The sequence below is a fragment of the Moorena producens PAL-8-15-08-1 genome, from assembly GCF_001767235.1.
Taxonomy (GTDB): domain Bacteria; phylum Cyanobacteriota; class Cyanobacteriia; order Cyanobacteriales; family Coleofasciculaceae; genus Moorena; species Moorena producens_A.
In genome coordinates this window covers 3,270,193-3,293,724 of the sequence record NZ_CP017599.1, presented here as the reverse complement: position 1 = coordinate 3,293,724, position 23,532 = coordinate 3,270,193, and the positions used below count along the sequence as shown (strand labels likewise).

21 protein-coding genes are annotated in these 23,532 nt (G+C 45.7%); 11 read left to right on the top strand and 10 right to left on the bottom strand.

Annotated features, from left to right (window positions below; genetic code table 11):
- Positions 1-26 precede the first annotated feature (26 nt).
- The gene (locus BJP34_RS43065; RefSeq protein WP_070392612.1) at positions 27-3,209 is read left to right on the top strand and encodes a filamentous hemagglutinin N-terminal domain-containing protein; all 3,183 of its coding nucleotides are present in this window, start codon (positions 27-29) and stop codon (positions 3,207-3,209) included.
- On the opposite strand, the gene BJP34_RS43060 is transcribed toward BJP34_RS43065, so the two are convergent.
- Positions 3,118-3,309, bottom strand: a complete 192-nt coding sequence (locus BJP34_RS43060; protein ID WP_158517159.1) for a hypothetical protein — start codon at positions 3,307-3,309, stop codon at positions 3,118-3,120. The two genes, BJP34_RS43065 and BJP34_RS43060, sit on opposite strands and share 92 nt — an antisense overlap.
- A 123-nt stretch (positions 3,310-3,432) precedes the next feature.
- Between BJP34_RS43060 and BJP34_RS12395 the strand changes: the two genes are divergently transcribed.
- Complete coding sequence (locus BJP34_RS12395; protein WP_070392611.1) at positions 3,433-6,531, top strand: filamentous hemagglutinin N-terminal domain-containing protein; 3,099 nt, start codon at positions 3,433-3,435, stop codon at positions 6,529-6,531.
- Positions 6,532-6,701: 170 nt separating this feature from the next.
- Positions 6,702-9,293 carry a CHAT domain-containing protein gene (locus BJP34_RS12390; protein ID WP_229424331.1) on the top strand — a complete coding sequence of 864 codons (2,592 nt, stop codon included), beginning with the start codon at positions 6,702-6,704 and terminating at the stop codon, positions 9,291-9,293.
- Here the strand turns inward: BJP34_RS12390 and BJP34_RS39510 are convergent.
- Positions 9,254-9,493: a hypothetical protein gene (locus BJP34_RS39510; protein WP_149030936.1), complete on the bottom strand. Its 240-nt coding sequence runs from the start codon at positions 9,491-9,493 to the stop codon at positions 9,254-9,256. The two genes, BJP34_RS12390 and BJP34_RS39510, sit on opposite strands and share 40 nt — an antisense overlap.
- Before the next feature lie 562 nt (positions 9,494-10,055).
- Between BJP34_RS39510 and BJP34_RS12385 the strand changes: the two genes are divergently transcribed.
- On the top strand, positions 10,056-14,216 hold the full coding sequence (locus BJP34_RS12385; protein ID WP_158517158.1) for a filamentous hemagglutinin N-terminal domain-containing protein: 4,161 nt from the start codon (positions 10,056-10,058) through the stop codon (positions 14,214-14,216).
- Here BJP34_RS12385 and BJP34_RS39505 read toward each other — a convergent pair.
- The 5 genes from BJP34_RS39505 to BJP34_RS48740 form a co-directional block, all read right to left on the bottom strand.
- Positions 14,171-14,431 carry a hypothetical protein gene (locus BJP34_RS39505; protein WP_149030935.1) on the bottom strand — a complete coding sequence of 87 codons (261 nt, stop codon included), beginning with the start codon at positions 14,429-14,431 and terminating at the stop codon, positions 14,171-14,173. The two genes, BJP34_RS12385 and BJP34_RS39505, sit on opposite strands and share 46 nt — an antisense overlap.
- Positions 14,404-14,628, bottom strand: a complete 225-nt coding sequence (locus BJP34_RS39500) for a hypothetical protein (protein ID WP_149030934.1) — start codon at positions 14,626-14,628, stop codon at positions 14,404-14,406. Before BJP34_RS39500 ends, BJP34_RS39505 begins: the two co-directional genes overlap by 28 nt.
- A gap of 505 nt (positions 14,629-15,133) precedes the next feature.
- Positions 15,134-15,340, bottom strand: a complete 207-nt coding sequence (locus BJP34_RS12380; RefSeq protein ID WP_070392609.1) for a hypothetical protein — start codon at positions 15,338-15,340, stop codon at positions 15,134-15,136.
- Positions 15,341-15,536: 196 nt separating this feature from the next.
- The gene (locus tag BJP34_RS12375) at positions 15,537-16,889 is read right to left on the bottom strand and encodes a DNA cytosine methyltransferase (RefSeq protein ID WP_070392608.1); all 1,353 of its coding nucleotides are present in this window, start codon (positions 16,887-16,889) and stop codon (positions 15,537-15,539) included.
- 430 nt (positions 16,890-17,319) lie between these two features.
- Positions 17,320-17,448, bottom strand: a complete 129-nt coding sequence (locus tag BJP34_RS48740) for a hypothetical protein (protein WP_267876548.1) — start codon at positions 17,446-17,448, stop codon at positions 17,320-17,322.
- 287 nt (positions 17,449-17,735) lie between these two features.
- On the opposite strand from BJP34_RS48740, the gene BJP34_RS12370 reads away from it, so the two are divergent.
- From BJP34_RS12370 to BJP34_RS12365, 4 genes are all read left to right on the top strand, one after another.
- Complete coding sequence (locus BJP34_RS12370) at positions 17,736-19,220, top strand: sodium/pantothenate symporter (protein WP_070392607.1); 1,485 nt, start codon at positions 17,736-17,738, stop codon at positions 19,218-19,220.
- Entirely contained in the window at positions 19,210-19,353 is a 144-nt protein-coding gene (locus tag BJP34_RS43055) for a hypothetical protein (RefSeq protein WP_168166468.1), read from the top strand. Before BJP34_RS12370 ends, BJP34_RS43055 begins: the two co-directional genes overlap by 11 nt.
- A gap of 253 nt (positions 19,354-19,606) precedes the next feature.
- A complete protein-coding gene (locus tag BJP34_RS43050) occupies positions 19,607-19,783 on the top strand; it encodes a hypothetical protein (protein WP_158517156.1) in 177 nt (58 codons plus the stop codon).
- 12 nt (positions 19,784-19,795) lie between these two features.
- Entirely contained in the window at positions 19,796-20,356 is a 561-nt protein-coding gene (locus tag BJP34_RS12365) for a 3'-5' exonuclease (protein WP_070392606.1), read from the top strand.
- Positions 20,357-20,368: 12 nt separating this feature from the next.
- On the opposite strand, the gene BJP34_RS43045 is transcribed toward BJP34_RS12365, so the two are convergent.
- Positions 20,369-20,521, bottom strand: a complete 153-nt coding sequence (locus tag BJP34_RS43045) for a hypothetical protein (protein ID WP_158517155.1) — start codon at positions 20,519-20,521, stop codon at positions 20,369-20,371.
- 194 nt (positions 20,522-20,715) lie between these two features.
- Between BJP34_RS43045 and BJP34_RS12360 the strand changes: the two genes are divergently transcribed.
- A complete protein-coding gene (locus tag BJP34_RS12360; RefSeq protein WP_070392605.1) occupies positions 20,716-21,264 on the top strand; it encodes an RNA 2'-phosphotransferase in 549 nt (182 codons plus the stop codon).
- On the opposite strand, the gene BJP34_RS12355 is transcribed toward BJP34_RS12360, so the two are convergent.
- Positions 21,261-21,563, bottom strand: a complete 303-nt coding sequence (locus BJP34_RS12355) for a hypothetical protein (protein ID WP_070392604.1) — start codon at positions 21,561-21,563, stop codon at positions 21,261-21,263. The genes BJP34_RS12360 and BJP34_RS12355 overlap by 4 nt on opposite strands.
- 16 nt (positions 21,564-21,579) lie before the next feature.
- Positions 21,580-22,302 (bottom strand): phosphoribosyltransferase, encoded by a 723-nt coding sequence (locus BJP34_RS12350; protein WP_070396633.1) that lies wholly within the window; start codon positions 22,300-22,302, stop codon positions 21,580-21,582.
- Between the two features lie 164 nt (positions 22,303-22,466).
- On the opposite strand from BJP34_RS12350, the gene BJP34_RS12345 reads away from it, so the two are divergent.
- Together BJP34_RS12345 and BJP34_RS48735 are read left to right on the top strand one after the other, a co-directional pair.
- Positions 22,467-23,174 (top strand): uracil-DNA glycosylase, encoded by a 708-nt coding sequence (locus tag BJP34_RS12345; protein ID WP_070392603.1) that lies wholly within the window; start codon positions 22,467-22,469, stop codon positions 23,172-23,174.
- Between the two features lie 201 nt (positions 23,175-23,375).
- Positions 23,376-23,501 carry a hypothetical protein gene (locus BJP34_RS48735; RefSeq protein ID WP_267876547.1) on the top strand — a complete coding sequence of 42 codons (126 nt, stop codon included), beginning with the start codon at positions 23,376-23,378 and terminating at the stop codon, positions 23,499-23,501.
- Positions 23,502-23,532 lie beyond the last annotated feature (31 nt).

Below are 23,532 nucleotides of genomic sequence, written 5' to 3'. Positions count from 1 at the left end.
CATCGGGAGCAGATAGATTGAAAAACATGAAAGCTGTGGTTGACCGACTTCTGCAAGCAAGTCCTTGTGTTCTGTGTTCTCTACTAGCTGCAACTACCGCATTAGGGCAAATTACTCCAGATAATACCCTCGGGAATGAAAGTTCTGTAGTAACTCCGAATGTCAATGTTAACGGGGCCCTGATAGATTTGATAGAAGGTGGAGCAATTAGAGAAAGCAATCTGTTCCACAGCTTTTCTGATTTCAATGTGGCCGAGTTTGGGCGAGTTTATTTTGGCTTACCTGCAGGAATTGAGAACATCCTGAGTCGGGTAACTGGAGGTAATGTTTCCAATATTTTAGGAACTCTAGGAGTATTGGGTAATGCTAATTTATTTTTGATCAATCCCAACGGTATTTTCTTCGGTACCAATAGCAGACTAGATATCAGAGGCTCATTTTTTGGGAGTACGGCTGATAGTGTGTTGTTTGAAGATGGCACAGTATTCAGTGCATTAAATCCCAATGCTAAACCGTTGTTGACCATTAATATTCCATCTGGGTTGCAATATGGATCCAATCCCGGAAGTATTACTAATCAGTCTAGTCTGTTTCAGGTACCAAATGGTCAAACCTTAGGGCTAATTGGTGGTGAGGTTACTATTCCTGGTGGTCAGTTAACAGCACCTGATGGACGGATTGAGCTGGGGGGTGTTGGTGCTAATGGTGTGGTGAAACTGACTCCAACGGATACGAGTTTTGTATTGGATTATTCAGCAGTTCAAGAGTTTCAGGATATTAGTTTGTCTGAGGGTGCTTTGGTTGATACCAGTGGGGAAAGTGGTGGCAGTATCCAGGTGCAGGGAGCTAATGTGAGTTTACGCGATCGCTCTTTTGTGTTTGCGGATACCGAAGGGAGTGGCAGTGGCGGTGGCATAGTTGTTAAGGCTTCACAGTTGAGTCTTGAGGGTGGTTCTAGGATAACTGCGGATGTATTGGGCTCAGGACAGGGGGGAGATTTGACAGTGAATGCCACTGAATCAGTTCGAGTCAGTGGTGTATCCCCTAATGGTATTGTCAGCTTCTTGGCAGCCCGAGTTTTTCGAGGAGCAACAGGAAATGCGGAAGATGTAAGTATTAACACTGGAGAGTTAATTGTCTCTGATGGAGCATTTGTTTCAGCTGAAACTTTTGGTGAAGGGGACGGGGGCACCTTGAGTGTCAATGGCTCCTCGACGATTGAACTCATGGGTACGAAACCCGATAGTGAGTTCAGCAGTGGCTTGTTTTCTGGAGCGAGTACAGGCTCAACAGGAAACGCGGGAGATCTAAGTATTAACACTGGGGAGTTAATTGTCTCTGATGGAGCATTTGTTTCAGCTGGCACAAGGGGTCTTGGGGACGGGGGAACCTTGACTGTCAATGCCGAGGAGACTGTTAAAGTCATTGGTACGACACCCGATGGTGAGTTTCCCAGCGGCTTGTTTTCTGGAGCTAATCAAGGCTCAACAGGAAACGCGGGAGATCTAAGTATTAACACTGGGGAGTTAATAGTCTCTGATGGAGCATTTGTTTCAGCTAACACTTTTGGTGAAGGGGACGGGGGAAATTTGACTGTCAATGCCTCCTCGACGATTGAACTCATGGGTACGACACCCGATGGTGAGTCTCCCAGCGGCTTGTTTTCTGAAGCTAGTACAGGCTCAACAGGAAACGCGGGAGATCTAAGTATTAACACTGGGGAGTTAATTGTCTCTGATGGAGCATCTGTTTCAACTACCACTTTCCGTGAAGGGGACGGGGGCACCTTGAGTGTCTATGGCTCCTCTAGGATTGAACTCATTGGTAGGACAGCCGATACTCGCTTTCCCACCGGCTTGTTTGCTGGCACTCTAGCCACAGGAAAGGGGGGAGATGTGATTATTACCACTGGGGAGTTAATTGTTTCTGATGGAGCAGAAGTTTCAGCTGGCACTGTTGGTCTTGGGGACGGGGGAAATTTGACGGTCAATGCCTCTTCAAAGATTCAACTCATGGGTACGGCAGACGAGACTCGCTTTCTCACCGGCTTGTTTGCTCTGACTTTAGCCAGAGGAAATGGGGGAGATGTGAGTATTAACACTGGGGAGTTAATTGTTTCTGATGGAGCACAAGTTTCAGCTGGCACTTTCAGTGAAGGGGACGGGGGCACCTTGAGTGTCAATGCCTCTTCAAAGATTCAATTAATTGGGAGCTCAGCCGATGCTCTGTTTCCCATAATTGGTACTCCCATAATTGGTACCTCAGTCGATGATCGGATTCCCAGCGCCTTGACTACTCAAGCTCAAGGGACAGGAAATGCAGGAGAGTTCTTGAAAATTACCACTGGGCAGTTAATTGTCTCTGATGGAGCAGAAGTTAGTGCTACAAGCACTCAACCGGGGAGTTCAGCAGGCACGGTAGAGATTAATGCCAACTCGATCTTCCTTAACAACAATGGAATCATCTCAGCACGAACAGCGGGACCGCAAGGCAATATTAATCTATATGCCCATGACATCCGACTCCTCAACGAAAGCTTGATTATAACTAACGCTGAGAATACAACAACTGGGGGCAAGATTAAAATTGATACTGACATCTTACTCGGTCTGGGAAATAGCGACATCACAGCTAATGCTAAACAAGGCCGAGGAGGTAGTGTTACCATTAATGCCCAAGGCATCTTTGGCTTAGAGTTTCGAGACCGTCCAACTTCAGGAAATGACATCACCGCCACCTCCACCCTTGGCCCATCTTTCAGCGGTGAAGTAATCCTTAACACCCCAGACGTAGACCCCACCTCAGGGTTAACCGAATTGCCAGCAACCCCCGTAGATGCAGAAGCCATCTTGGCCAATGACCTTTGTGGCTTTGAGAATAATCGGATTGCTGGCGGGAGTTCCTTTACCATTACCGGTAAAGGGGGTTTACCAGCTAGTGCAGACGATGCGGTGATTAATACTGACAGAACAGTGGGCTGGCTCTCTCGTCCTGGCTTAGCCAGCAGTAGTAGACAACGATTACAGCAGCAACAATCACTGACAAAGCCTCAACCTCCCCAGGAAAAAAAAGTAATTATCGAAGCCCTTGGCTGGGTAACAGCAAAGGATGGCACCATTATTCTGACGGCGCAACCGTTTCGGGGTACTCCTGTTGAGCAGATATTGCCCAATCTTGATTGCCATTCGGGAAGAGGGAGTAGGGAGTAGGGAGTAGGGAATCGGGAATCGGGAATCGGGAGTCGGGAATCGGGAGTCGGGAGCAGCTTGTAGGGTGGGCAAAAACAGTTTGGTTCTTGTGATTGGTCACGAAATGATTACTTTGCCCACCCTACTCTACTTAACTACTCTACTTACCCTAATAAAACTTAACAGAATCGACAGGTATTGTATGAAATAATCCCAGATATCGGGAGCATTTTGATTGATTAACATGAAAGCTGTGGTTGAAGGACTTCTGCAAGCAAGTCCCTTTATTCTCTATTCTCTACTAGCTGCAACTACCGCATTAGGGCAAATTACTCCAGATAATACCCTCGGTAATGAAAGTTCTGTTGTAACGCCCAATGTCAATGTTAACGGTGCCCTGATAGATTTAATTGAAGGTGGGGCGATTAGAGAAAGCAATCTATTCCACAGCTTTTCGGATTTCAATGTGGCCGAGTTTGGGCGGGTTTATTTTGGCTTACCAGCGGGAATTGCCAACATCCTGAGTCGGGTAACTGGAGGTAATGTTTCCAATATTTTAGGAACTCTAGGAGTATTGGGCAATGCTAATTTATTTTTGATAAATCCCAACGGTATTGTCTTTGGTGCAAATAGCCGACTAGAGCTAGGAGGCTCATTCTTTGGGAGTACTGCTGATAGTGTGTTGTTTGAAGATGGGACAGTATTCAGTGCAAAAAATCCCAATGAAAAACCGTTGTTGACGATTAATATTCCCTCTGGGTTGCAATACGGATCTAATCCAGGGAGTATTACTAATCAATCTTTTTTTGGGCTTGAGGTACCAAATGGTGAAACCTTAGGGCTGATTGGTGGTGAGGTGACTATTCCTAATGGCGCTCTATTGGCATTCGATGGACGGATTGAGCTGGGGAGTGTTGGTTCTAATAGTGTGGTGAACTTGACCCCAACCGATACTAGTTTTGTGTTGGATTATTCAGCAGTTCAAGGGTTTCAGGATATTAGTTTGTCCGAAGGTGCTAGAGTCATTACCAATGGCGAAAGTGGTGGCAGTATCCAGGTGCAGGGGGCTAATGTGAGTTTACGCGATCGCTCTGGTGTATTGGCACTTACCAACGGCAGTGGCAGTGGCGGTGGCATAGTTGTTAAGGTTTCTCAGTTGAATCTTGAGGATGGTTCTATTATAGGTGCTAATGTATCCGGCTCAGGACAGGGGGGAGATTTGACAGTGGATGCCACTGAATCAGTTCGAGTAATTGGTGTATCGCCTGATGGTACTCCCAGCGGTTTGGGAGCCGAAGTTTTTCCAGGAGTAACAGGAAATGGAGGAGATGTCAGTATTACCACTGGGCAGTTAATGGTCTCTGATGGAGCAGTTGTTTCAGCTAGCACAAGGGGTGAAGGAAATGCCGGAAATTTGAGTATTAGCGCTGGGCAGTTAATGGTCTCTGGTCGAGCACAAGTTTCAGCTGGCACAAGGGGTCTTGGGGACGGGGGAGATGTGAATATTACCACTGGGAAGTTAATTCTCGAAGATGGAGCAGCTATTTCAACTAGCACTTTTGCTGAAGGGGACGGAGGAGATGTCAGCATTACCACTGGGGAGTTAATAGTCTCTGATGGAGCATTTGTTTCAACTAGGACTTTGGGTCTTGGGGACGGGGGAAAGTTGACAGTGGATGCCTCTTCTACTGTTCAAGTAATTGGTACCTCAGCCGATGGTCGGATTCTCAGCGGCTTGTTTACTCAAACTCAGGGGACAGGAAAAGCGGGAAATTTGAGTATTACCACTGGGCAGTTAATGGTCTCTGATGGAGCAGTTGTTTCAGCTAGCACAGGAGGTGAAGGGGACGGGGGAATTTTAACTGTGAATGCCTCCGAATCTGTTCAAGTAATTGGTACCTCAGCAACCGATGGTCAGCTTCTCAGCCGCTTGACTACTCAAACTCAGGGGACAGGAAAAGCGGGAAATTTGAGTATTACCACTGGGCAGTTAATGGTCTCTGATGGAGCCGTTGTTTCAGCTGGCACTTTTGGTGAAGGGGACGGGGGAAAGTTGACAGTGGATGCCTCTTCTACTGTTCAAGTCATTGGTACCTCAGCCGATGGTCGGTTTCCCAGCGGCTTGTTTGCTCAAGCTAATCCAGGCTCAAAAGGAAATGCAGGAGAGTTGAGTATTACCACTGGGAAGTTAATGGTCTCTGATGGAGCAGTTGTTTCAGCTGGCACAGGAGGTGAAGGGGACGGGGGAGATGTGAATATTACCACTGGGGAGTTAATAGTCTCTGATGGAGCACAAGTTTTAGCTGTCACAAGGGGTGAAGGGAACGGGGGAATTTTGACTGTCGATGCTTCCTCTGGTGTTCAACTGATTGGTAGATCAGCCGATGGTCGGTTTGGCAGCGGCTTGTTTACTATAACTGACGGGACAGGAAATGCAGGAGATTTGAAGATTAGCAGTGAGCAGTTAATTGTCTCTGATGGAGCACGAGTTAGTGCTACAAGCATGAAAGAGGATAGTTCAGCAGGCACGGTAGATATTAATGCCAACTCCATCTTCCTAAACAACGATGGCAGGATCTCAGCAGAAACAGCAGGACCGCAAGGCAATATTATCCTAGAAGCTCGTGATATCCGACTCCTCAACGAAAGCAAAATTACCACCAACGCTGATAATACCACTGGGGGCAATATAGAAATTGATACTGACATCATACTCGGTCTGGGAAATAGCGACATCACCGCCAATGCTGAATTTGGCCCAGGAGGTAGTGTTAGCATTAATGCCCAAGGCATCTTTGGCTTAGAGTTTCGAGACCGTCTAACTCCAGACAATGACATCACCGCCACCTCCCGACTTGGCCCATCCTTCAGCGGTGAAGTAATCCTTAACACCCCAGACGTAGACCCCACCTCAGGCTTAACGGAATTACCAGCAAGCCCGGTAGATGCAGAAGCCATCTTGGCCAATGACCTTTGTGGCTTTGAGAATAATCGGATTGCTGGCGGGAGTTCCTTTTTCATTACCGGTAAAGGGGGTTTACCAGCTAGTGCAGACGATGCGGTGATTAATACTGACAGAACAGTGGGCTGGCTCTCTCGTCCTGGCTTACCCAGCAGTAGTAGACAACGATTACAGCAGCAACAATCACTGACAAAGCCTCAACCTCCCCAGGAAAAAAAAGTGATTATCGAAGCCCTTGGCTGGGTAATAGCAAAGGATGGCACCATTATTCTGACGGCGCAACCGTTTCGGGGTACTCCTGTTGAGCAGATATTGCCCAATCTTGATTGCCATTCGGGAAGAGGGAACAGGGAACAGGGAACAGGGAACAGGGAAGAGTAGTGCGTAGAGTAGTGCGTAGGGTGCGTTAGGGGAGGGATTGCCATGATATTCAAGGTCGTAGCCAGTAGCCCCGTAACGCACCATCAAAAAGCTGTTCCTGATTCCCAATTCCCCCTTTTGTGTTCCCTGTTCCCTTAATTATTATGAAAAAACTATCATTTCTAATTGCGATGCTCTTTCAGAGCCACTGCGTGAACGCATTAACCTGCTTTGTTCCATCCGGCGAAGCCTTATCAAATTCTCAAAGAATCACACCCGATTCCCGATTCCCGATTCCCGATTCCCGATTCCCGATTCCCGATTCCCGATTCCCAATTCCCGATTCCCAATTCCCGATTCCCGATTCCCTAAAACAACAAGCCCAACAACTCTATGAAACAGGTCAATATCAAAAGGCGATACCGTTGTTGGAGCAAATTATTAGTAACTACAGGGAGAGTGGAGACTTTATTGGTGAGATTAACGCCTTGGCGAATCTAGCTTTAATTTATCAACGTTTGGGAGACTGGGCACAAGCTAAACAGACAATATCCCAGAGTTTTAGCCAACTATCACAACTGCCATTAACCAAGGAAAGTCAACAATTACAAGCCCAAATTCTGTCAGTCCAAGGACAAGTCTACTTATCACTAGGTCAAGGGGAAAAAGCCTTATCGACTTGGCAGCAAACTAGTGCTATCTACCAAGACCTCGAAGACCTCAATAAATTAACGGAAAGTCAGATTTACCAAGTCCAAGCCTTACGAATATTAGGGTTGTATAATCAAGCCACTAAAACGTTAAATCAAATCAAGGAAAGTATCCAAGACCAACCTGATAGCGCTCTCAAAAGTAGAGCCCTTCAATACCTAGGTGATGTCCTCAGGAGAGTGGGAAAATTCCAAGACTCTCAAGAGATTTTACAACAAAGTTTAGCCATAGCCGAAAACTTACCAAATCAGACTTTGTTTGCTGACACTCTACTCAGTTTGGGGGATACAGCTAGATTACAAAAAAAAACAGAAGAGGCTTTGAATTTCTATCAACGGGTTGTCAAGGAATCTCCCTTAGCAGATATAAAAATTCAGGGACAATTAAATCAACTGAGTGTATTGATAGCTACACAAGAGTGGTCACGAGCTAGAGGGTTATTACCAGCTATAGACTATACCTTAACCACATTATCTCCCAGTCAAAGAGCAATAAAGGCTAGAATTAAGCTAGCAAAAACCCTATTAAAATCTGAAAATACACAACTAAAAACTCCCAAAGCCCTGGCTACTTATCTCGCCGATGCTATTAAGTTGGCTAGGAATTTAGGAGATAAAAGAGCGGAAGCTGAAGCCATTGGTAACTTGGGAAGCTTATACAAATACAATCAACGTCTTGATGAAGCCCAAGACTTGACCGAAAAAGCCTTAGTCATTGCTCAAGAAATCCAGGCTCCGGATTTAGCCTATCAATGGCAATGGCAACTAGGAAGAATCCTTAACCTAAAACAGGATAAAAAAAACGCGATCGCGGCCTATGCTCAATCGGTGCAAACCCTCAAATCTATCCGTAGCGACCTAGTCGCGATTAGTAGCGATATTCAGTTTGGGTTTCGAGAGAGGGTCGAACCAGTCTACCGAGAATTAGTAGGACTACTCCTGGAACCCAATGCATCTCAAGAAAACCTCAAACAAGCACGAGATGTGATTGAATCCCTGCAACTAGCAGAACTAGACAACTTTTTTCGGGATGCCTGTCTAGATGCTAAACCCGTTAATATCGATGAAATAGACCCAAAAGCCGCGATCTTCTATACCATTATCTTGCCAGACCGCCTGGAAGTAATTGTCACTTTGCCCGGACAACCCCTGCGCCAGATCACCACTAACTTACCCAAAACAGAAATAGAACAACAACTGGCTTTGGCAAGGAGAACTATTACTAGGCCTTGGCAAAGTCTTGAAAAGGAAAACTTGCAAACAATACACGACTGGTTAATCACCCCCATTGAAGCGGAACTAGCCAACAGTAACATCCGCACCCTAGTCTTTATCCCTGACGGAGCTCTGCGCAATCTTCCTATGTCCGTGCTTTATGACGGGGAAAACTATGCTATCGAGAAATATAATATTGCGGTAGCACCTAGTTTACAATTAATCGACTCTCAAGCCAATGTCAGAGAAAACGTTTCAGTTCTGGCTGCTGGAGTCACGGAAACTCGTCCCCATCGTCCCAATTTAGGAGCACTTCCTGGGGTGAAGGAAGAATTAGAGAATATCATGGCTCAAGTTCCCTCATTGATTCTACTCAATGAATCCTTTACTGAATCCAACTTCACTACAGAAGTTAATAGCTCTCCGTACGAAGTGCTCCATCTAGCAACTCATGGTGAATTTAGTTCAGTCGCTGAAGAAACCTTTCTCCTGACCTGGGACGACGTAATCAATATCAATGAGTTAAATAGTCTGATCTCAGCGGATCAAAAGCAAAAAAATCCCATTGAATTACTCGTCCTCAGTGCTTGTCAGACAGCCGCAGGAGACTCCCGAGCCGCTTTGGGATTGGCTGGAGTAGCAGTGCGATCTGGCGCACGCAGTACCCTTGCCAGTCTTTGGTTTGTGGACGATCTAAGCACTGCAGAGTTAATGACTCGCTTCTATCAGAGGTTAGCCACAGGCAAGGTTACCAAGGCTGAAGCTCTGCGACAAGCTCAACAGGAGCTATTGCAGACCCAGGAATTTAAGCACCCCTTTTACTGGTCGGCTTTTATTTTGCTGGGAAATTGGTTGTGAAGAATAGGGAGTAGGGAGTAGGGAGTAGGCAAGAGGCAAGAGGCAAGAGGCAAGAGGCAAGAGGCAAGAGGCAAGAGGCAAGAGGCAAAAGCTACCCCACACCTAATTAGTGCGTCAGTGCAATAGTTTTTCTGACCCTCTTGACTATTACCACCCTTACAATCCTTACTACCCTCCGGCCTGAGATAGCGACAGTGCAATAGTTTTTCTGACCCTCTTGACTATTACCACCCTTACAATCCTTACTACCCTCCGGCCTGAGATAGCGACAGTGCAATAGTTTTTCTGACCCTCTTGACTATTACCACCCTTACAATCCTTACTACCCTCCGGCCTGAGATAGCGACAGTGCAATAGTTTTTCTGACCCTCTTGACTATTACCACCCCTTACCACCCTTACCATCCTCTTAGAGATGGCGACTGCATCAAGAAAAGAGGTCAGCTTTGGCCTTTGACGACGCTACTTAAGGTGCGAACAGCTTTTGAATAAAATAAGCACCTCAAGCAGCGTGAGCCAAACGCGCCCCGCGTGGCCAACGGCCAAGGCTGACGGCTGACAGCTGACGGCTGACAGCTTACGCAAAAACAGTTTGGTTCTTTTCATTCGTCACGATTAGATTACTTTGCCCACCCTACTTTGGCTTTTTGCTGCCATATTGACCTAATGAAACTTAACAGAATCAACAGGTATTTTATGAAATAATCAGATCAATTCGGTAGCTCGTTGATTGATTAAAATGAAACCTCTGGTTAACAGACTTGTGCAAGTAAGTCCCTTTGTTCTCTATTCTCTACTGGCTGCAACTACGGCATTAGGGCAAATCACTCCAGATAATACCTTGGGGAATGAAAGCTCTGTAGTAACGCCCAATGTCGATGTTAACGGAAACCTAGCGGATTTGATAGAAGGTGGGGCGATTAGAGAGAGCAATCTGTTCCACAGCTTCTCAGATTTTAATGTGGCGGAGTTTGGGCGAGTTTATTTGGCGAATCCAACGGGAATTCAGAACATCCTGAGTCGGGTAACTGGAACAAATGTTTCCAATATTTTAGGAACTCTGGGAGTGTTGGGAAATGCTAACTTATTTCTGATAAATCCAAACGGTATCGTCTTCGGTTCCAATAGCCGACTAGATCTGGGAGGGTCATTTTTTGGGAGTACTGCTGATAGTGTTTTGTTTGACGATGGTACAGTTTTCAGTGCTAAAAATCCGAATGGAAAACCGTTGTTGACGATTAATATTCCCTCTGGGTTGCAATATGGTTCAAATCCCGGAAGTATTACTAATCAGTCTAGTCTTTTTCAGGTATCAAATGGTCAAACCTTAGGGCTAATTGGTGGTGAGGTGACTATTCCTGGTGGGATTCTAGGTGCATTGGATGGACGAATTGAGCTGGGGAGTGTTGGTTCTAATGGTGTGGTGAAGCTGACCCGAACCGATACAAGTTTTGTGTTGGATTATTCATCAGTTCAAGAGTTTCAGGATATTAGTTTGTCCGAGGGTGCTCTTGTCACTACCAGTGGCGAAAGTGGTGGCAGTATCCAGGTGCAGGGGGCTAATGTGAGTTTACGCGATCGCTCTTTTGTGTTTGCGGATACCGAAGGGAGTGGAAGTGGGGGTGGCATAGTTGTTAAGGCTTCTCAGCTCAGCCTTGAGGGTGGTTCTAGGATAACTGCGGATGTATTAGGCTCAGGACAGGGGGGAGATTTGACAGTGGATGCCATTGAATCTGTTCGAGTAATTGGTGTATCGCCTGATGGTACTTTCAGCCTCTTGGGAGCCCAAGTTTTTCGAGGAGTAACAGGAAATGGGGGAGATGTCAGTATTACCACTGGGCAGTTAATGGTCTCTGATGGAGCAGAAGTTTCAGCTAGCACAAGGGGTCTTGGGGACGGGGGAAATTTGACAGTGGATGCCTCTGAATCTGTTCAAGTAATTGGTACCTCAGCCTCGGGTCAGTTGACCAGCCGCTTACTTGCTCAAACTTCTGAGACAGGAAATGGGGGAGATGTCAGTATTACCACTGGGGAGTTAATGGTCTCTGATGGAGCACAAGTTGCAGCTACTAGCACTCTTGGTGAAGGGGACGGGGGAAATTTGACAGTGGATGCCTCCGAGACTGTTCAAGTGATTGGTACCTCAGCCGATGGTAAGTTTCCTAGCGCCTTGTCTACTCAAACTCCAGGCACAGGAAAAGCGGGAAATTTGAAGATTACCACTGGGCAGTTAATGGTTTCTGATGGAGCAGTTGTTTCAGCTGGCACAAGGGGTCTTGGGGAAGGGGGAGAGTTGATTGTGGATGCGGACTCTACGGTTCAAGTGATTGGTACCTCAGCCTCGGTTGACTTTCCCAGCGGCTTGTTTACTCAAACTGAAGGGACAGGAAATGCCAAAAATTTGACTATTACCACTGGGGAGTTAATTGTCAAAGATGGAGCACAAGTTTCAGCTAGCACTTTTGGTGAAGGAAACGGGGGAAATTTGATTATCAATGCCGACTCTACGGTTCAAGTGATTGGTACCTCAGCCTCGGGTGACTTTCCCAGCGGCTTGTTTGCTCGGGCTAATTCAGACTCAAAAGGAAATGCTGGAGATGTGAGTATTACCACTGGGGACTTAATTGTCAAAGATGGAGCACGAGTTTCAGCTAGCACTTTTGGTGAAGGGGATGGGGGAGATTTGATTATCAATGCTGAGGAGACGGTTCAAGTGATTGGTACCTCAGCTAATGGTCGGATTGTCAGCGGCTTGTTTGCTCGGGCTAATTCAGACTCAAAAGTAAATGCCGGAGATGTCAGTATTACCACTGGGGAATTAATTGTCAAAGATGGAGCACGAGTTTCAGCTAGCACTTTTGGTGAAGGAAACGGGGGAGAGTTGATTGTGGATGCCTCCGAGACTGTTCAAGTGATTGGTACCTCAGCCTCGGGTGAGTTTAGCAGCGGCTTGTTTGCTCAAACTCAAGGGACAGGAAATGCCAAAAATTTGACTATTACTACTGGGGAGTTAATTGTCAAAGATGGAGCACAAGTTTCAGCTAGCACTTCAGGTGAAGGAAACGGGGGAGATTTGATTATCAATGCCTCCGAGACTGTTCAAGTGATTGGTAGGTCAGCCTCGGGTGAGTTTGGCAGCCGCTTGACAGCTGTGGCTAATGAAGACTCAAAAGGAAATGCCGGAGATGTGAGTATTACCACTGGGGAGTTAATTGTCAAAGATGGAGCACGAGTTTCAGCTAGCACTTTTGGTGAAGGAAACGGGGGAGATTTGATTATCAATGCCTCCGAGACTGTTCAAGTGATTGGTACCTCAGCCTCGGGTGAGTTTCCCAGCACCTTGTCTGCTCGGGCTAATTCAGACTCAAAAGGAAATGCTGGAGATGTGAGTATTACCACTGGGGAGTTAATTGTCAAAGATGGAGCACGAGTTTCAGCTACCACTTTTGCTCAAGGAAACGGAGGAAATTTGATTATCAATGCCTCCGAGACTGTTCAAGTGATTGGTACCTCAGCCTCGGGTGAGTCTGGCAGCCGCTTGACAGCTGTGGCTAATTCAAACTCCAAAGGAAATGCCGGAGATGTGAGTATTACCACTGGGGAGTTAATTATCAAAGATGGAGCACGAGTTTCAGCTAGCACAAATGGTGAAGGGGATGGGGGAGATTTGATTATCAATGCTGAGGAGACGGTTCAAGTGATTGGTAGGTCAGCCTCGGGTGAGTTTCCCAGCAGCTTGTCTGCTCAGGCTAATTCAGACTCCAAAGGAAATGCCGGACATTTGACTATTACTACTGGGGAGTTAATTATCAAAGATGGAGCACAAGTTTCAGCTGGCACTTTTGGTGAAGGGGACGGGGGAAATTTGATTGTGGATGCCTCTGAATCTGTTCAAGTGATTGGTAGGTCAGCCGATGGTCGGTTTGCCAGCGGCTTGTTTGCTCAGGCTAATCGGGGAGCAACAGGAAATGCCGGAGATGTGACTATTACCACTGGGGACTTAATTGTCAAAGATGGAGCACGAGTTAGTACTAGAAGCTTTAAAAAGGATAGTTCAGCAGGCACGGTAGAGATTAATGCCAACTCCATCTTCCTTAACAACGATGGCAGGATCACAGCAGAAACAGCAGGAGGAGACGACAGCAATATTAATCTATATGCCCGTGACATCCGACTCCTCAACGGAAGCTTGATTCTAACTGACGCTAGGAATACCACAACTGGGGGCAATATATTTATTGATACTGATACCTTAGTCGGTCTGGGAAATAGCGACATCACCGCCAATGCTGACGAAGGCTCAGGAGGTCGTGTTGAGATTAATGCCCAAGGCATCTTTGGTTTAGAGTTTCGAGACCGTCTCACAAAGGACAATGACATCACCGCCACCTCCAACCTTGGCTCATCATTCAGCGGTGAAGTAACCCTCAACATCTCACAGCTAGACCCCACCTCAGGCTTAACCGAATTACCAGCAAGCCCCGTAGATGCAGAAGCGATCCTGGCCAATGACCTTTGTGGCTTTGAAAATAATCGGATTGCTGGCGGCAGTTCCTTTATCATTACTGGTAAAGGGGGTTTACCACCAACTCCAGAGAATCCAGTGATTAATGCCCACAGAACAGTGGGGTGGCGAACTCGTCCTGGCTTAGCCAGCAGCAGAAAACCATTACAGCAGCCACCATTGGCCTTTGGCCAGGAATCGCGTAAGGCCTTTGGCCAGGAATCGCGTAAGGCCTTTGGCCAGGAATCGCGTTCAGTGATACAGCCTCAACCTCCCCAGGAAAAAAAAGTAATTATCGAAGCCCAAGGCTGGGTAACAGCAAAAGATGGCACGATTATTCTGACGGCGCAACCGTTTAGGGGTACTCCTGTTGATCAGATATTGCCCCATCTTGATTGCCATTCGGGAGGAGGGAGATAGGGAGATAGGGAATCGGGAATCGGGAATCGGGAATCGGGAATCGGTAGAACTGGCATCTTGCCAGTAACCTGCCTTGGCAATCGGTGGAACGGGCATCTTGCCAGTAACCTGCCTTGGCAATCGGTGGAACTGGCATCTTGCCAGTATCCTGCTTGGGAATAGTTAGAACTGGCATCTTGCCAGTATCCTACCTTGGGAATCGGTGGAACTGGCATCTTGCCAGTAACCTGGCTTGGGAATAGGTAGAACTGGTATCTTGCCAGTAACCTGGCTTGGGAGTCGGTGGAACTGGCATCTTGCCAGTAACCTGCGGGCATCTTGGTGGAACTGGCATCTTGCCAGTAACCTGCGGGCATCTTGGTGGAACTGGCATCTTGCCAGTATCCTGCTTGGGAATAGTTAGAACTGGCATCTTGCCAGTATCCTACCTTGGGAACAAGAAAAGTTGCACCTGGCTGACAAGAAACGATCAGCCAGAGTTCAATGCAACTATCAACTCACAAAATCTAATAATAACAAAAACTCAGATAAACGCTGATCTATTTTAGATATCGGTAGTGATAGCGTAGCAGAAGATGGGGTGCTCGGGTGCTCGTAAAAATTTGTATTAAGAGTAATTATGCCGAGATGATATAATCCCAGGTTGGGGGTTGTTTGATATCATCTCCCCATAATTAGTGATCAAAAACCTTCTGGGATTAAACCTTACTCCTTTACTTCAGCATAGCTGGTTTCTGCCTAAACTCCGAAACTTAGTCCTAGCTTACTTTTGACTTCTGACTTATAACGTCTGACCCTAAGCGTAGCGCTATATCACTTGCTGCCAACCACAGGTTAAAGAGCGCACAGGATTCGGGCGCAAGGGAAGCGCCCCTAGATTTGATTGGTTTGACCATCATGACCAGAAGTGATATAGTTTATTCCACTACTCGAATCAATCCACGGTTCAAACGGTCATGAATCTCTTGGACTAGGGTTTGCTCTTCTAGTGAAAGTGATGCCTTGCCTCGTAAAGCTGACATAAAGAGCTGTTGGTCAATGCGGGTAATTTGGCGCATATGAATAATACGCTGAGCTATTTGCTTAACCGGGAATTTGGGGAAGATCACTTGAGAAGGTTTCATGGGCTCCACATAATCTCTGTAATTTTAACTATCGGCAATTTTGAAGAGATCTTCTGTGAGAGAGAGTCCTAGCTAGTAGTGATTCGAGCTCACGATGTGTTGTGATGGGATCGCGGTTAAGCTGTGATCTGAGTTACAACGATGGCAAACTAGTAGCCGATCAGCGTTGACGGTCGTGATATACAGCATGTTGATTCTAGGACAAGAGAACGACAGGAGGAAGGAAGCAGCAAATTAGAAAAGGAATAAATACTAATATAGTCCAATATTTGGATGCCTGAAACTGTTTAAAGGTTAACAGTTTGGTATCTGAGAGCTTTATAGTTGTGGTTGGCACTGATGGTTCCTGGGCCAAGGCTGTCATAATTTGTTTACCCAAAACCCGTCCTAATCGTGGTGGTACAGCATTACCCACCTGTCGAAATCCATGCCATTTGGTGTGGTGGAAGCGAAACCAATCTGGAAATGAGTGCAGTCTAGCGGCCTCTCGCACGGAGATCACCCGTGGGTAATCAGGATGAATGGGGCGAGGAGAGGTGTAGCGACCGTTTTTATAACCAGTACCTGCTCTGAGGGTATGGCATGGTTTATCCCAGTGTAAGCGTCGTAAGCGACTGGTAGTTTCTACCTCGCCCATGGGTGTGTTTCTAAACCGCTCAATCGACGCTTCCGTGTGCTGGGTTTGCAGGGAACTGGTCAATAGTTTAGGATTCCACTGGCGGGGATAGGCAAAGTTACCAGGATCGGTGATTACATCCCGTAACTTTTCTACATAAGGCATAGCTAAAGCTTGGATCAGGTCTAGCTGTTTTGGTGTTAGTTCAACACAATCGCTTTTCTGGAGTTCAGGAAAATTATCTAAGTTAGGCAAGTCTGCGATCGCATCCTTAACAGTTACCCATTGGTGAGAGCCTAGTTCTGAGTCAGGATAAACCACTGGTGCTTCCCCAAGCCTAGAACCCAGTAAAAACAAGCGCCGCCGTTTTTGTGGCACGCCAAAATCTGCTGCATTCAATACCTTGACTGGCTCAGTTATGGTGTATCCAGCTGCTTTAAACTCGCTGATTAGCTGCTCGAACAGGTCTTGGTATTTGTTCTGAGCTAAGCCTGGAACATTCTCCATCACAAAATAGCGTGGTTGGAGTTCTTTGACCAAACGGCAAAACTCAAACACTAAATTATTGCGTGCATCATCTACTTGACGCTTACCGATCAAGGAGAATCCCTGACAAGGGGGTCCACCAATGACTAGATCAATGACTAGATCAATGGTAGAAACCTGCGATGAAACCTCTCTACAGTCTTGGTTTTGCCCCCTTTGAGTTGCCCACTCCCTCAGGGCTTTCTGAATTTCCTGACCAGACAGGGTAGCAACGTCGGTACATAAAACCTTGGTTTGGGGGGAATTGAAGGCATACACTGCCCCATGAATTGGGTCTTGTTCAACGGCAACGGCAACATCAAACCCCGCCTGCTCAATCCCTAGGGAGAAACCACCAGCACCAGCAAATAAATCAACGGCTAACGGTCGATGAGAGAAATTTGCCATGCCGTTTATGGTAATCTAATTTTATTGCGCTGCACGCTTCGGAACAGGGAACAGGGAACAGGTAATGAAAAAGCTTGTTACATCGCGCTGCATAGACAATAGGCAAATTATATGGACACTTGCTTACCTATAATGGTTTATCAGTAAGAAAACACTATTTTCTACCATACCTTAGTTAGTGCTCTCTTTTACCATTCAGATTAATCTAGCTCTCACTAAAGTTGCGACTAGTAATAGCAATACCTGTAGGAATTGTGATAATTTTGATGCCATATTCCCTACTCCCTAAGGGTGGCTCTGAATGGAGGCAAAAACACTCAGAAAAATAGAATTATAATATCATGTTGTAACAATTACCCTTAATAAAAATCTCCCCCATCTCCCCATCTCCCCCTCTCCCCCTCTCCCCACCCTCCCTACTCCCTACTCCCTACTCCCTACTCCCTGTTCCCTTTCCTAAAGTGCTGATGCCAATTTTAAAATCCTCATTTTTCTGGTTTTTCTGCTTTACAGTAATTTTCCTGCTATCCCAAGATTTCTGGTCTTGGCAGCAAGACATTTCCTTCTCCTTCCTTCATCTTCCCCCTTGGATATTCTATTTTATTACTTTACAAATTATCCTTGCAGTCGCGTTGTTACTATTTGTGCTAAATTTCTGGGAAACTTCGTCGTAAGCATTCAGCCGTCAGCTGTCAGCCGTCAGTGCTGGCAGCTTGTAGGGTGGGCAAAAACAGTTTGCTTATGGGTGAGTATTCTAGATGATATTACTTTGCCCACCCTACTTGAATTGCTGTGATAGCTCATAGCTGATAGCTTACACTTCGTCTAAGGAAGACCGTTAAAACTATGGCACTAGACTCGATTATTCCCTATGTTGTGATCGCTGGGTATTTATTAGTAACCCTGGTGGTAGGACTAGTTGGTTATCGCCAACAACAAAACACCCCTGATGATTATTTTTTAGCTGACCGTAACATGGGAGCAATTCTCCTATTTTTTACGCTAATTGCTACTAATTTCAGCGCCTTTGCTTTTCTGGGATTTTCAGGCTCAGGGTATCGCATTGGTCTGAGTTATTACGGAATGATGGGGTTTGGAACTGGCTTAATCGCACTAACCTTTTATTTTATCGGTTATCGAGTCTGGCTTATAGGCAAAAAACACGGCTTAATCACACCTTCTGAATTGATTGAAGCCCGTTTCCGTAGCACAGGTGTATCTCCTGGGATTAGCAATACCCTCAAATTAATTTTTCTGGCGGTTATGGTAATTTTCACCATTCCCTACTTAACCCTACAACCGATTGGAGCTGGCTATATTCTTGAAACCTTAACCAATGGACAAATTCCTTATTTTACAGGGGCTACTTTTTTAACAATTGTCATCGTGCTGTATGTGTTCATGGGGGGGATGAGAAGCGTTGCCCTAACCGATGTTATCCAAGGGGTTTTAATGTTTACCTTAATGTTAGCGGCAGTGGCAGCAATTGCTTCTAGTTTAGGAGGGATTACTGAAGCTAACCGTACTGTCTACACCCTCAAACCTGAATTGTTTTCTCGACAGGGTATAGATAATTTTTTTACACATCGTAAGTGGTTTAGCTTCATGATTCTCTGGATGCTTAGTGTCCCTATGTTTCCCCAGATGTTTATGCGATTTTATACCTCAAAAACTAGCAATTCCCTAAAAGTTTCGGTAGTGATGTATCCCCTGGTCAGCGCTATCATGTTTATTTGTCCCGTGCTAATCGGAATGTGGGGACATATTTCCTTTTCTGACCTGACAGGAAAAGCATCGGATCAAGTGTTTCCAATGATGCTAGCAGAACATACACCAATCTGGCTAGCCTCTTTAGTCATGGTAGGAGCATTAGCTGCCATGATGTCAACCTTAGACTCCCAGCTTTTGGCTCTCAGTTCCATGCTAACCAGAGATATTTATTTTGCTTATTTCCGTAAAAACGCTTCCCTAAAAGAACAAACCTTTGTTGGTAGAGTACTGATTGTTTTATTGGCAATTATTGGTTTAATTATCGCCAAAAATCCCCCAGATACGATTACTGCGATCGCAACCCAAGCCTTTACCGGATTAGCAGTACTGTTTCCGACGGTAATTGCAGTATTGTATAGCAAAACTATTCATCCTCTAACCTGTATTGTATCGATTCTTGTGGGTGAAGCCGCAGTGATTGGCTTTCAGTTAGGGATTATTCCCAAAAGTCTTACCTTCGGTTTTCTGCCAGTTGTGCCTATTGTTGCCCTTTCAGCATTAATTATTATTGTGGGATCAATCAAGCCGATCCGAATACTGGTTGATAGTAGTGAGTCTTGAGTGCGTCAGTGGTCAGTGGTCAGTGGTCAGTGGTCAGCTATCAGCTATCAGCTATCAGCTATCAGCTATCAGCTATCAGCTATCAGCTATCAGCTATCAGCTATCAGCTATCAGCTATCAGTCATTGGCCTAAGGCCAACGGCACCTCAAGTAGCGTGCGCGTAGCGCATATGCTTACCTACTGAATCTGGAGTTGGAGAGTGTTGAGTAGACGTGCTTGCCCTATTTGTATTATAATTAATACAAATATATTACTAACCTAAAAGCGTCTTGAAAACCTTGTAGGGGGGAAGCATTTGGGCAATCAGTGCAGGCTTAAACCCTAGTCAGTCTCTTCAAATACCTCCCTCTTACCAGCAGTAAAGAGACTACAAGGCACCCCAAGGGTGAACAACCTTGGCCAAAAGGCCACGCTACGCGAACAACCTGCCAACCTTGGCCAAAAGGCCACGCTACGCGAACAACCTGCCAACCTTGGCCAAAAGGCCACGCTACGCGAACAACCTGCCAACCTTGGCCAAAAGGCCACGCTACGCGAACAACCTTCAACAAACATCAACTAGCCGGAGGCTAATATGTCCAAAAAACTCGACCAAATTCTTGTTGTGGATGTTGAAGCAACCTGTTGGCAAGGGAAGCCACCTCCAGGACAAGAAAATGAAATCATTGAAATTGGGATTTGTGTATTGGATGTTGTTTCTGGGAAGCCCCTGGAAAAAGATAGTATTTTGGTAAAACCAGAACGCTCAAGGGTCAGTGAATTTTGTACCAAACTAACTACATTAACCCAGGAGCAAGTTGACCAGGGAATTTCGTTTGTTGAAGCGTGTTCAATTCTACAGGATAAGTATTTATCTGCTCGGCGAGTGTGGGCAAGTTATGGGGATTATGATCGAAATCAATTTCAGAAACAGTGTACATCTCGCTTTTTGAGATATCCCTTCGGCACCAGACATATCAACATCAAGACCTTGTTTGCCATTAGTTATGCTTTGCCCCATGAAGTTGGTATGGCACAAGCTTTGGATTTGCTCAATCTACCGCTGGAAGGTACTCACCACCGGGGAGGAGATGATGCTTGGAATATTGGTCGGATATTCTCAAGGTTACTTTTGCAATTAAGAACTACACCATGATATTGACTAGAGTTATTCCAGAAGTCGGGAATCGGGAATCGGGAATCGGGAATCGGGAATCGGGAACAGGGAATCGGGAATCGGGAATCGGGAATCGGGAATCGGGAACAGGGAATAATAATTGACGAAAAGCGATTCAGCGCGGTCTTTAATAATGTTTATCACCACTATTATAAAATAATAGCGATTTGCCGATAATTTAATTATTAAAATTAATAAAAAAAATCAAATTGACTTATTAATTTGCAATAATAAATAACTTAGTTTCCATAAAAACTGCTCTATTCCCTATTCCCTGTTCCCTGTTCCCTAAAAACCCAGAAATATGTACTTAAAAAATAGCAAACTACTATATCAATATGAATCCGTCTCGATTAGTCAAAATTAGTAAATATTTAAGTAAGCATCTTCGACACCAGCCTCAGAGAATTGGAATCACACTCGCTCCTGGTGGCTGGGTTGGTGTTGATGAACTACTGGCGGCGTCTAAAAAGCATTCCTTTCGGATCAGCCGTGCTGATTTAAATGAAGTGGTTGCCAAAAATGACAAAAAGCGGTTTTCTTTCGACTCCACAGGTACCCGAATTCGTGCCAATCAAGGTCATACGGTCAAAGTCGATTTGCAACTAGACGTTGTGGTGCCACCAGATGTGCTTTATCACGGTACCGGTCACCGGGCAGTTGAGTCAATTCTGCGGCAAGGTTTGTGTAAAATGTCGCGACACCATGTCCATTTATCGACGGATATAGCAACTGCCAGAAAAGTGGGAGCAAGGCATGGTCGCCCTGTGGTTTTTGCCATTGATGCCGCAGCTATGCACAAAGCCGGTTACAGCTTCTATTGTTCGGATAATTGCATTTGGCTAGTGGATTCGGTATCACCAGAGTATTTAGCAGTTTACATTTAGGTAAAAATGTCATCGACAAGGTGAGAAAAAGCATAAAAGCTGTAGATGATCAACAGGATAGCCATGACCTGCACCATACGGGAATTAGAGGAAGGCATGGTTATACCCCTTACCCACATGGATACGGCTGCTCCCATGGCAAAGCTAGAACTGAGTACCAGATAGGGCCAGTCACTGGTATATCCCCAGGTGGCTAGTAAAGCCATTGCCAATGAGGTCATCATTAATTCAACGAACTCTGGTGGATTGTACTGGGTTGAAAGCACTAATGTTCGCCACCAAAACTGCCAAAGTCTCATAAATTAAAGCAGCTAGTTAATGCTCTAAGCTAGCGTTGACTGAGGTCTCTGATATTGTAATATAGTTATGCTTATAGTTATGCTGCTGTAAGTAGCTCAGAGCTTCTTTGGTTTGAACTTGAGGAAATTTGAGGTAGAAGCGGCTGACACTCAGAAAGGGTTCCGGTGTTTGTAAGATAACCATGCGATCGCACCACTGTGATAACCAGCCTATTAATCCTCCTGGTGCAACTGGTGTGCAAATCCAGACCTGTGCTGGATTGTGGGCTTTTACTGCTTCCGTTGCTGCTGCTATAGTCATTCCAGTGGCAATGCCATCATCAACCAGCAAGGCTAGGGCACCAGTAGGATTGGTTTTCGGACAACCCGGTTGCAGTTGAGCTAACTGAGCTTGGGCTTTTTCTTGAGCTTGAGCTAATACTACTTCCCGCCATTGAGCATTTTTGTTTCGCCATCGCCTTTGCCCAGACCAAAGTACAACTCCGGAGGAAGTCACTGCACCGATTGCTAATTCTGGGTTGCGAGCCGTGGTAATTTTTTTTGCCACCACAATATCTAGCGGACAATCCAGTGCCCGAGCTACTGGTGCTGCTACTGGGATACCCCCCCGAGGGAGTGCGTATACAATAGGCGTGGCATCAATACCTGTAGCGTGCAGCCTGCTCACCAAGGGGATAAGTGCTTGAGCGAGCTGCTCACCGGCATCAGCGCGATCGCTAAACAGCGGGGCAGTGTACATGGCTTCCTCCGGCATGAAGTTGCCTGATATATATTATAATTACCGATTTTTGTCAAGATTACTGTATCAGAAGAAATAATTGTAATAATTAGTTGCTCACAATCTCCTGAATCTACTATTAGTAGTAAGGTGCCTTATGCCTGCAAAAATTTCTGTGAGTCCTCATGTCCAACGGAGAACAACTTAGTCTTTTTGACGAGTCAGAGTTAACCCCATCACCGCCCAACAATGTCCAAAGGGAGCTAATCCCCACTGATGCCAAAATCCCTATTCCTGCTGGCACTTACGACACCATGGAATCCTTGACAGAACACTGTCAATCTTGCCAACGCTGCGAATTAGGAGCTACCCGCACTCAGGCTGTTATTGGACGTGGCAACCCTAAAGCCCTAATTATGATTATTGGAGAAGGACCGGGTAAACAAGAAGATGAGACTGGTAAGCCCTTTGTAGGCAGAGCAGGGAAACTGTTGGAGAAAATTTTGGCATCTGTGAACATCGATAGTGAACAAGATGTCTATATTTGTAATATGGTCAAGTGCCGACCTCCTGGTAACCGCACCCCTACTCCTAATGAAATTGAAGCGTGCAAACCTTACTTGTTGGAACAAATTCGCCTAGTAGACCCCCAAATTATTCTGTTTACTGGTGCCACAGCGGTAAAAGGCTTAACTGGTAACAAGCAGGGCATTACTAAGATTCGCGGCACCTGGATGGAATGGGAAGGGCATAAGTGGTGTATGCCAATTCTCCATCCTGCTTACCTACTGCGGAATCCGAAACGAGATCCAGGTAGTCCAAAGTGGCTGATGTGGCAAGATATCCAGAAAGTGCGTGCTAAGTTAGACGAGATTCGCGCCTTAATGCCATAGATATTAGGGAATAGGGAATAGGGAATAGGGAACAGGGAGTAGGGAGTAGGGAGTAGGGAATCGGGAATCGGGAATCGGGAATCGGGAGTAGGGAGTAGAGATTAGTTGAGTGTTAATTGTTAAGTGCTAATTGTTAATTGACAACTTTAAATGGTAAATTAACAATTTTAATTCCAATTTTAACTTGACGAACAACCAAGAATGATAAGTAGTAAACCGGATAGGATACAACCTAATTATACTATTTTTAATAGTAATGACGTACAGTCAATTTTATTCCCCCTACTCCCTACTCCCTACTCCCTACTCCCTAAAACCCAGGACTAAAGTACCTCATAAGTAGGAAAAACGCTATAAA

Excerpts from the sequence above, each read along its gene's own strand:
- BJP34_RS12350 (WP_070396633.1), bottom strand. The coding sequence starts at position 22,302 with ATGTACACTGCCCCGCTGTTTAGCGATCGCGCTGATGCCGGTGAGCAG.
- BJP34_RS12390 (WP_229424331.1), top strand. The coding sequence starts at position 6,702 with ATGCTCTTTCAGAGCCACTGCGTGAACGCATTAACCTGCTTTGTTCCA.
- BJP34_RS43065 (WP_070392612.1), top strand. The coding sequence starts at position 27 with ATGAAAGCTGTGGTTGACCGACTTCTGCAAGCAAGTCCTTGTGTTCTG.
- BJP34_RS39505 (WP_149030935.1), bottom strand. The coding sequence starts at position 14,431 with ATGCCAGTTCCACCGATTCCCAAGGTAGGATACTGGCAAGATGCCAGT.
- BJP34_RS39500 (WP_149030934.1), bottom strand. The coding sequence starts at position 14,628 with ATGCCAGTTCTAACTATTCCCAAGCAGGATACTGGCAAGATGCCAGTT.
- BJP34_RS12355 (WP_070392604.1), bottom strand. The coding sequence starts at position 21,563 with ATGAGACTTTGGCAGTTTTGGTGGCGAACATTAGTGCTTTCAACCCAG.
- BJP34_RS12345 (WP_070392603.1), top strand. The coding sequence starts at position 22,467 with ATGTCCAACGGAGAACAACTTAGTCTTTTTGACGAGTCAGAGTTAACC.
- BJP34_RS12380 (WP_070392609.1), bottom strand. The coding sequence starts at position 15,340 with ATGAAACCTTCTCAAGTGATCTTCCCCAAATTCCCGGTTAAGCAAATA.
- BJP34_RS12395 (WP_070392611.1), top strand. The coding sequence starts at position 3,433 with ATGAAAGCTGTGGTTGAAGGACTTCTGCAAGCAAGTCCCTTTATTCTC.
- BJP34_RS12365 (WP_070392606.1), top strand. The coding sequence starts at position 19,796 with ATGTCCAAAAAACTCGACCAAATTCTTGTTGTGGATGTTGAAGCAACC.
- BJP34_RS12375 (WP_070392608.1), bottom strand. The coding sequence starts at position 16,889 with ATGGCAAATTTCTCTCATCGACCGTTAGCCGTTGATTTATTTGCTGGT.
- BJP34_RS12360 (WP_070392605.1), top strand. The coding sequence starts at position 20,716 with ATGAATCCGTCTCGATTAGTCAAAATTAGTAAATATTTAAGTAAGCAT.
- BJP34_RS48740 (WP_267876548.1), bottom strand. The coding sequence starts at position 17,448 with ATGTCTTGCTGCCAAGACCAGAAATCTTGGGATAGCAGGAAAATTACT.
- BJP34_RS48735 (WP_267876547.1), top strand. The coding sequence starts at position 23,376 with ATGATAAGTAGTAAACCGGATAGGATACAACCTAATTATACTATTTTT.
- BJP34_RS12370 (WP_070392607.1), top strand. The coding sequence starts at position 17,736 with ATGGCACTAGACTCGATTATTCCCTATGTTGTGATCGCTGGGTATTTA.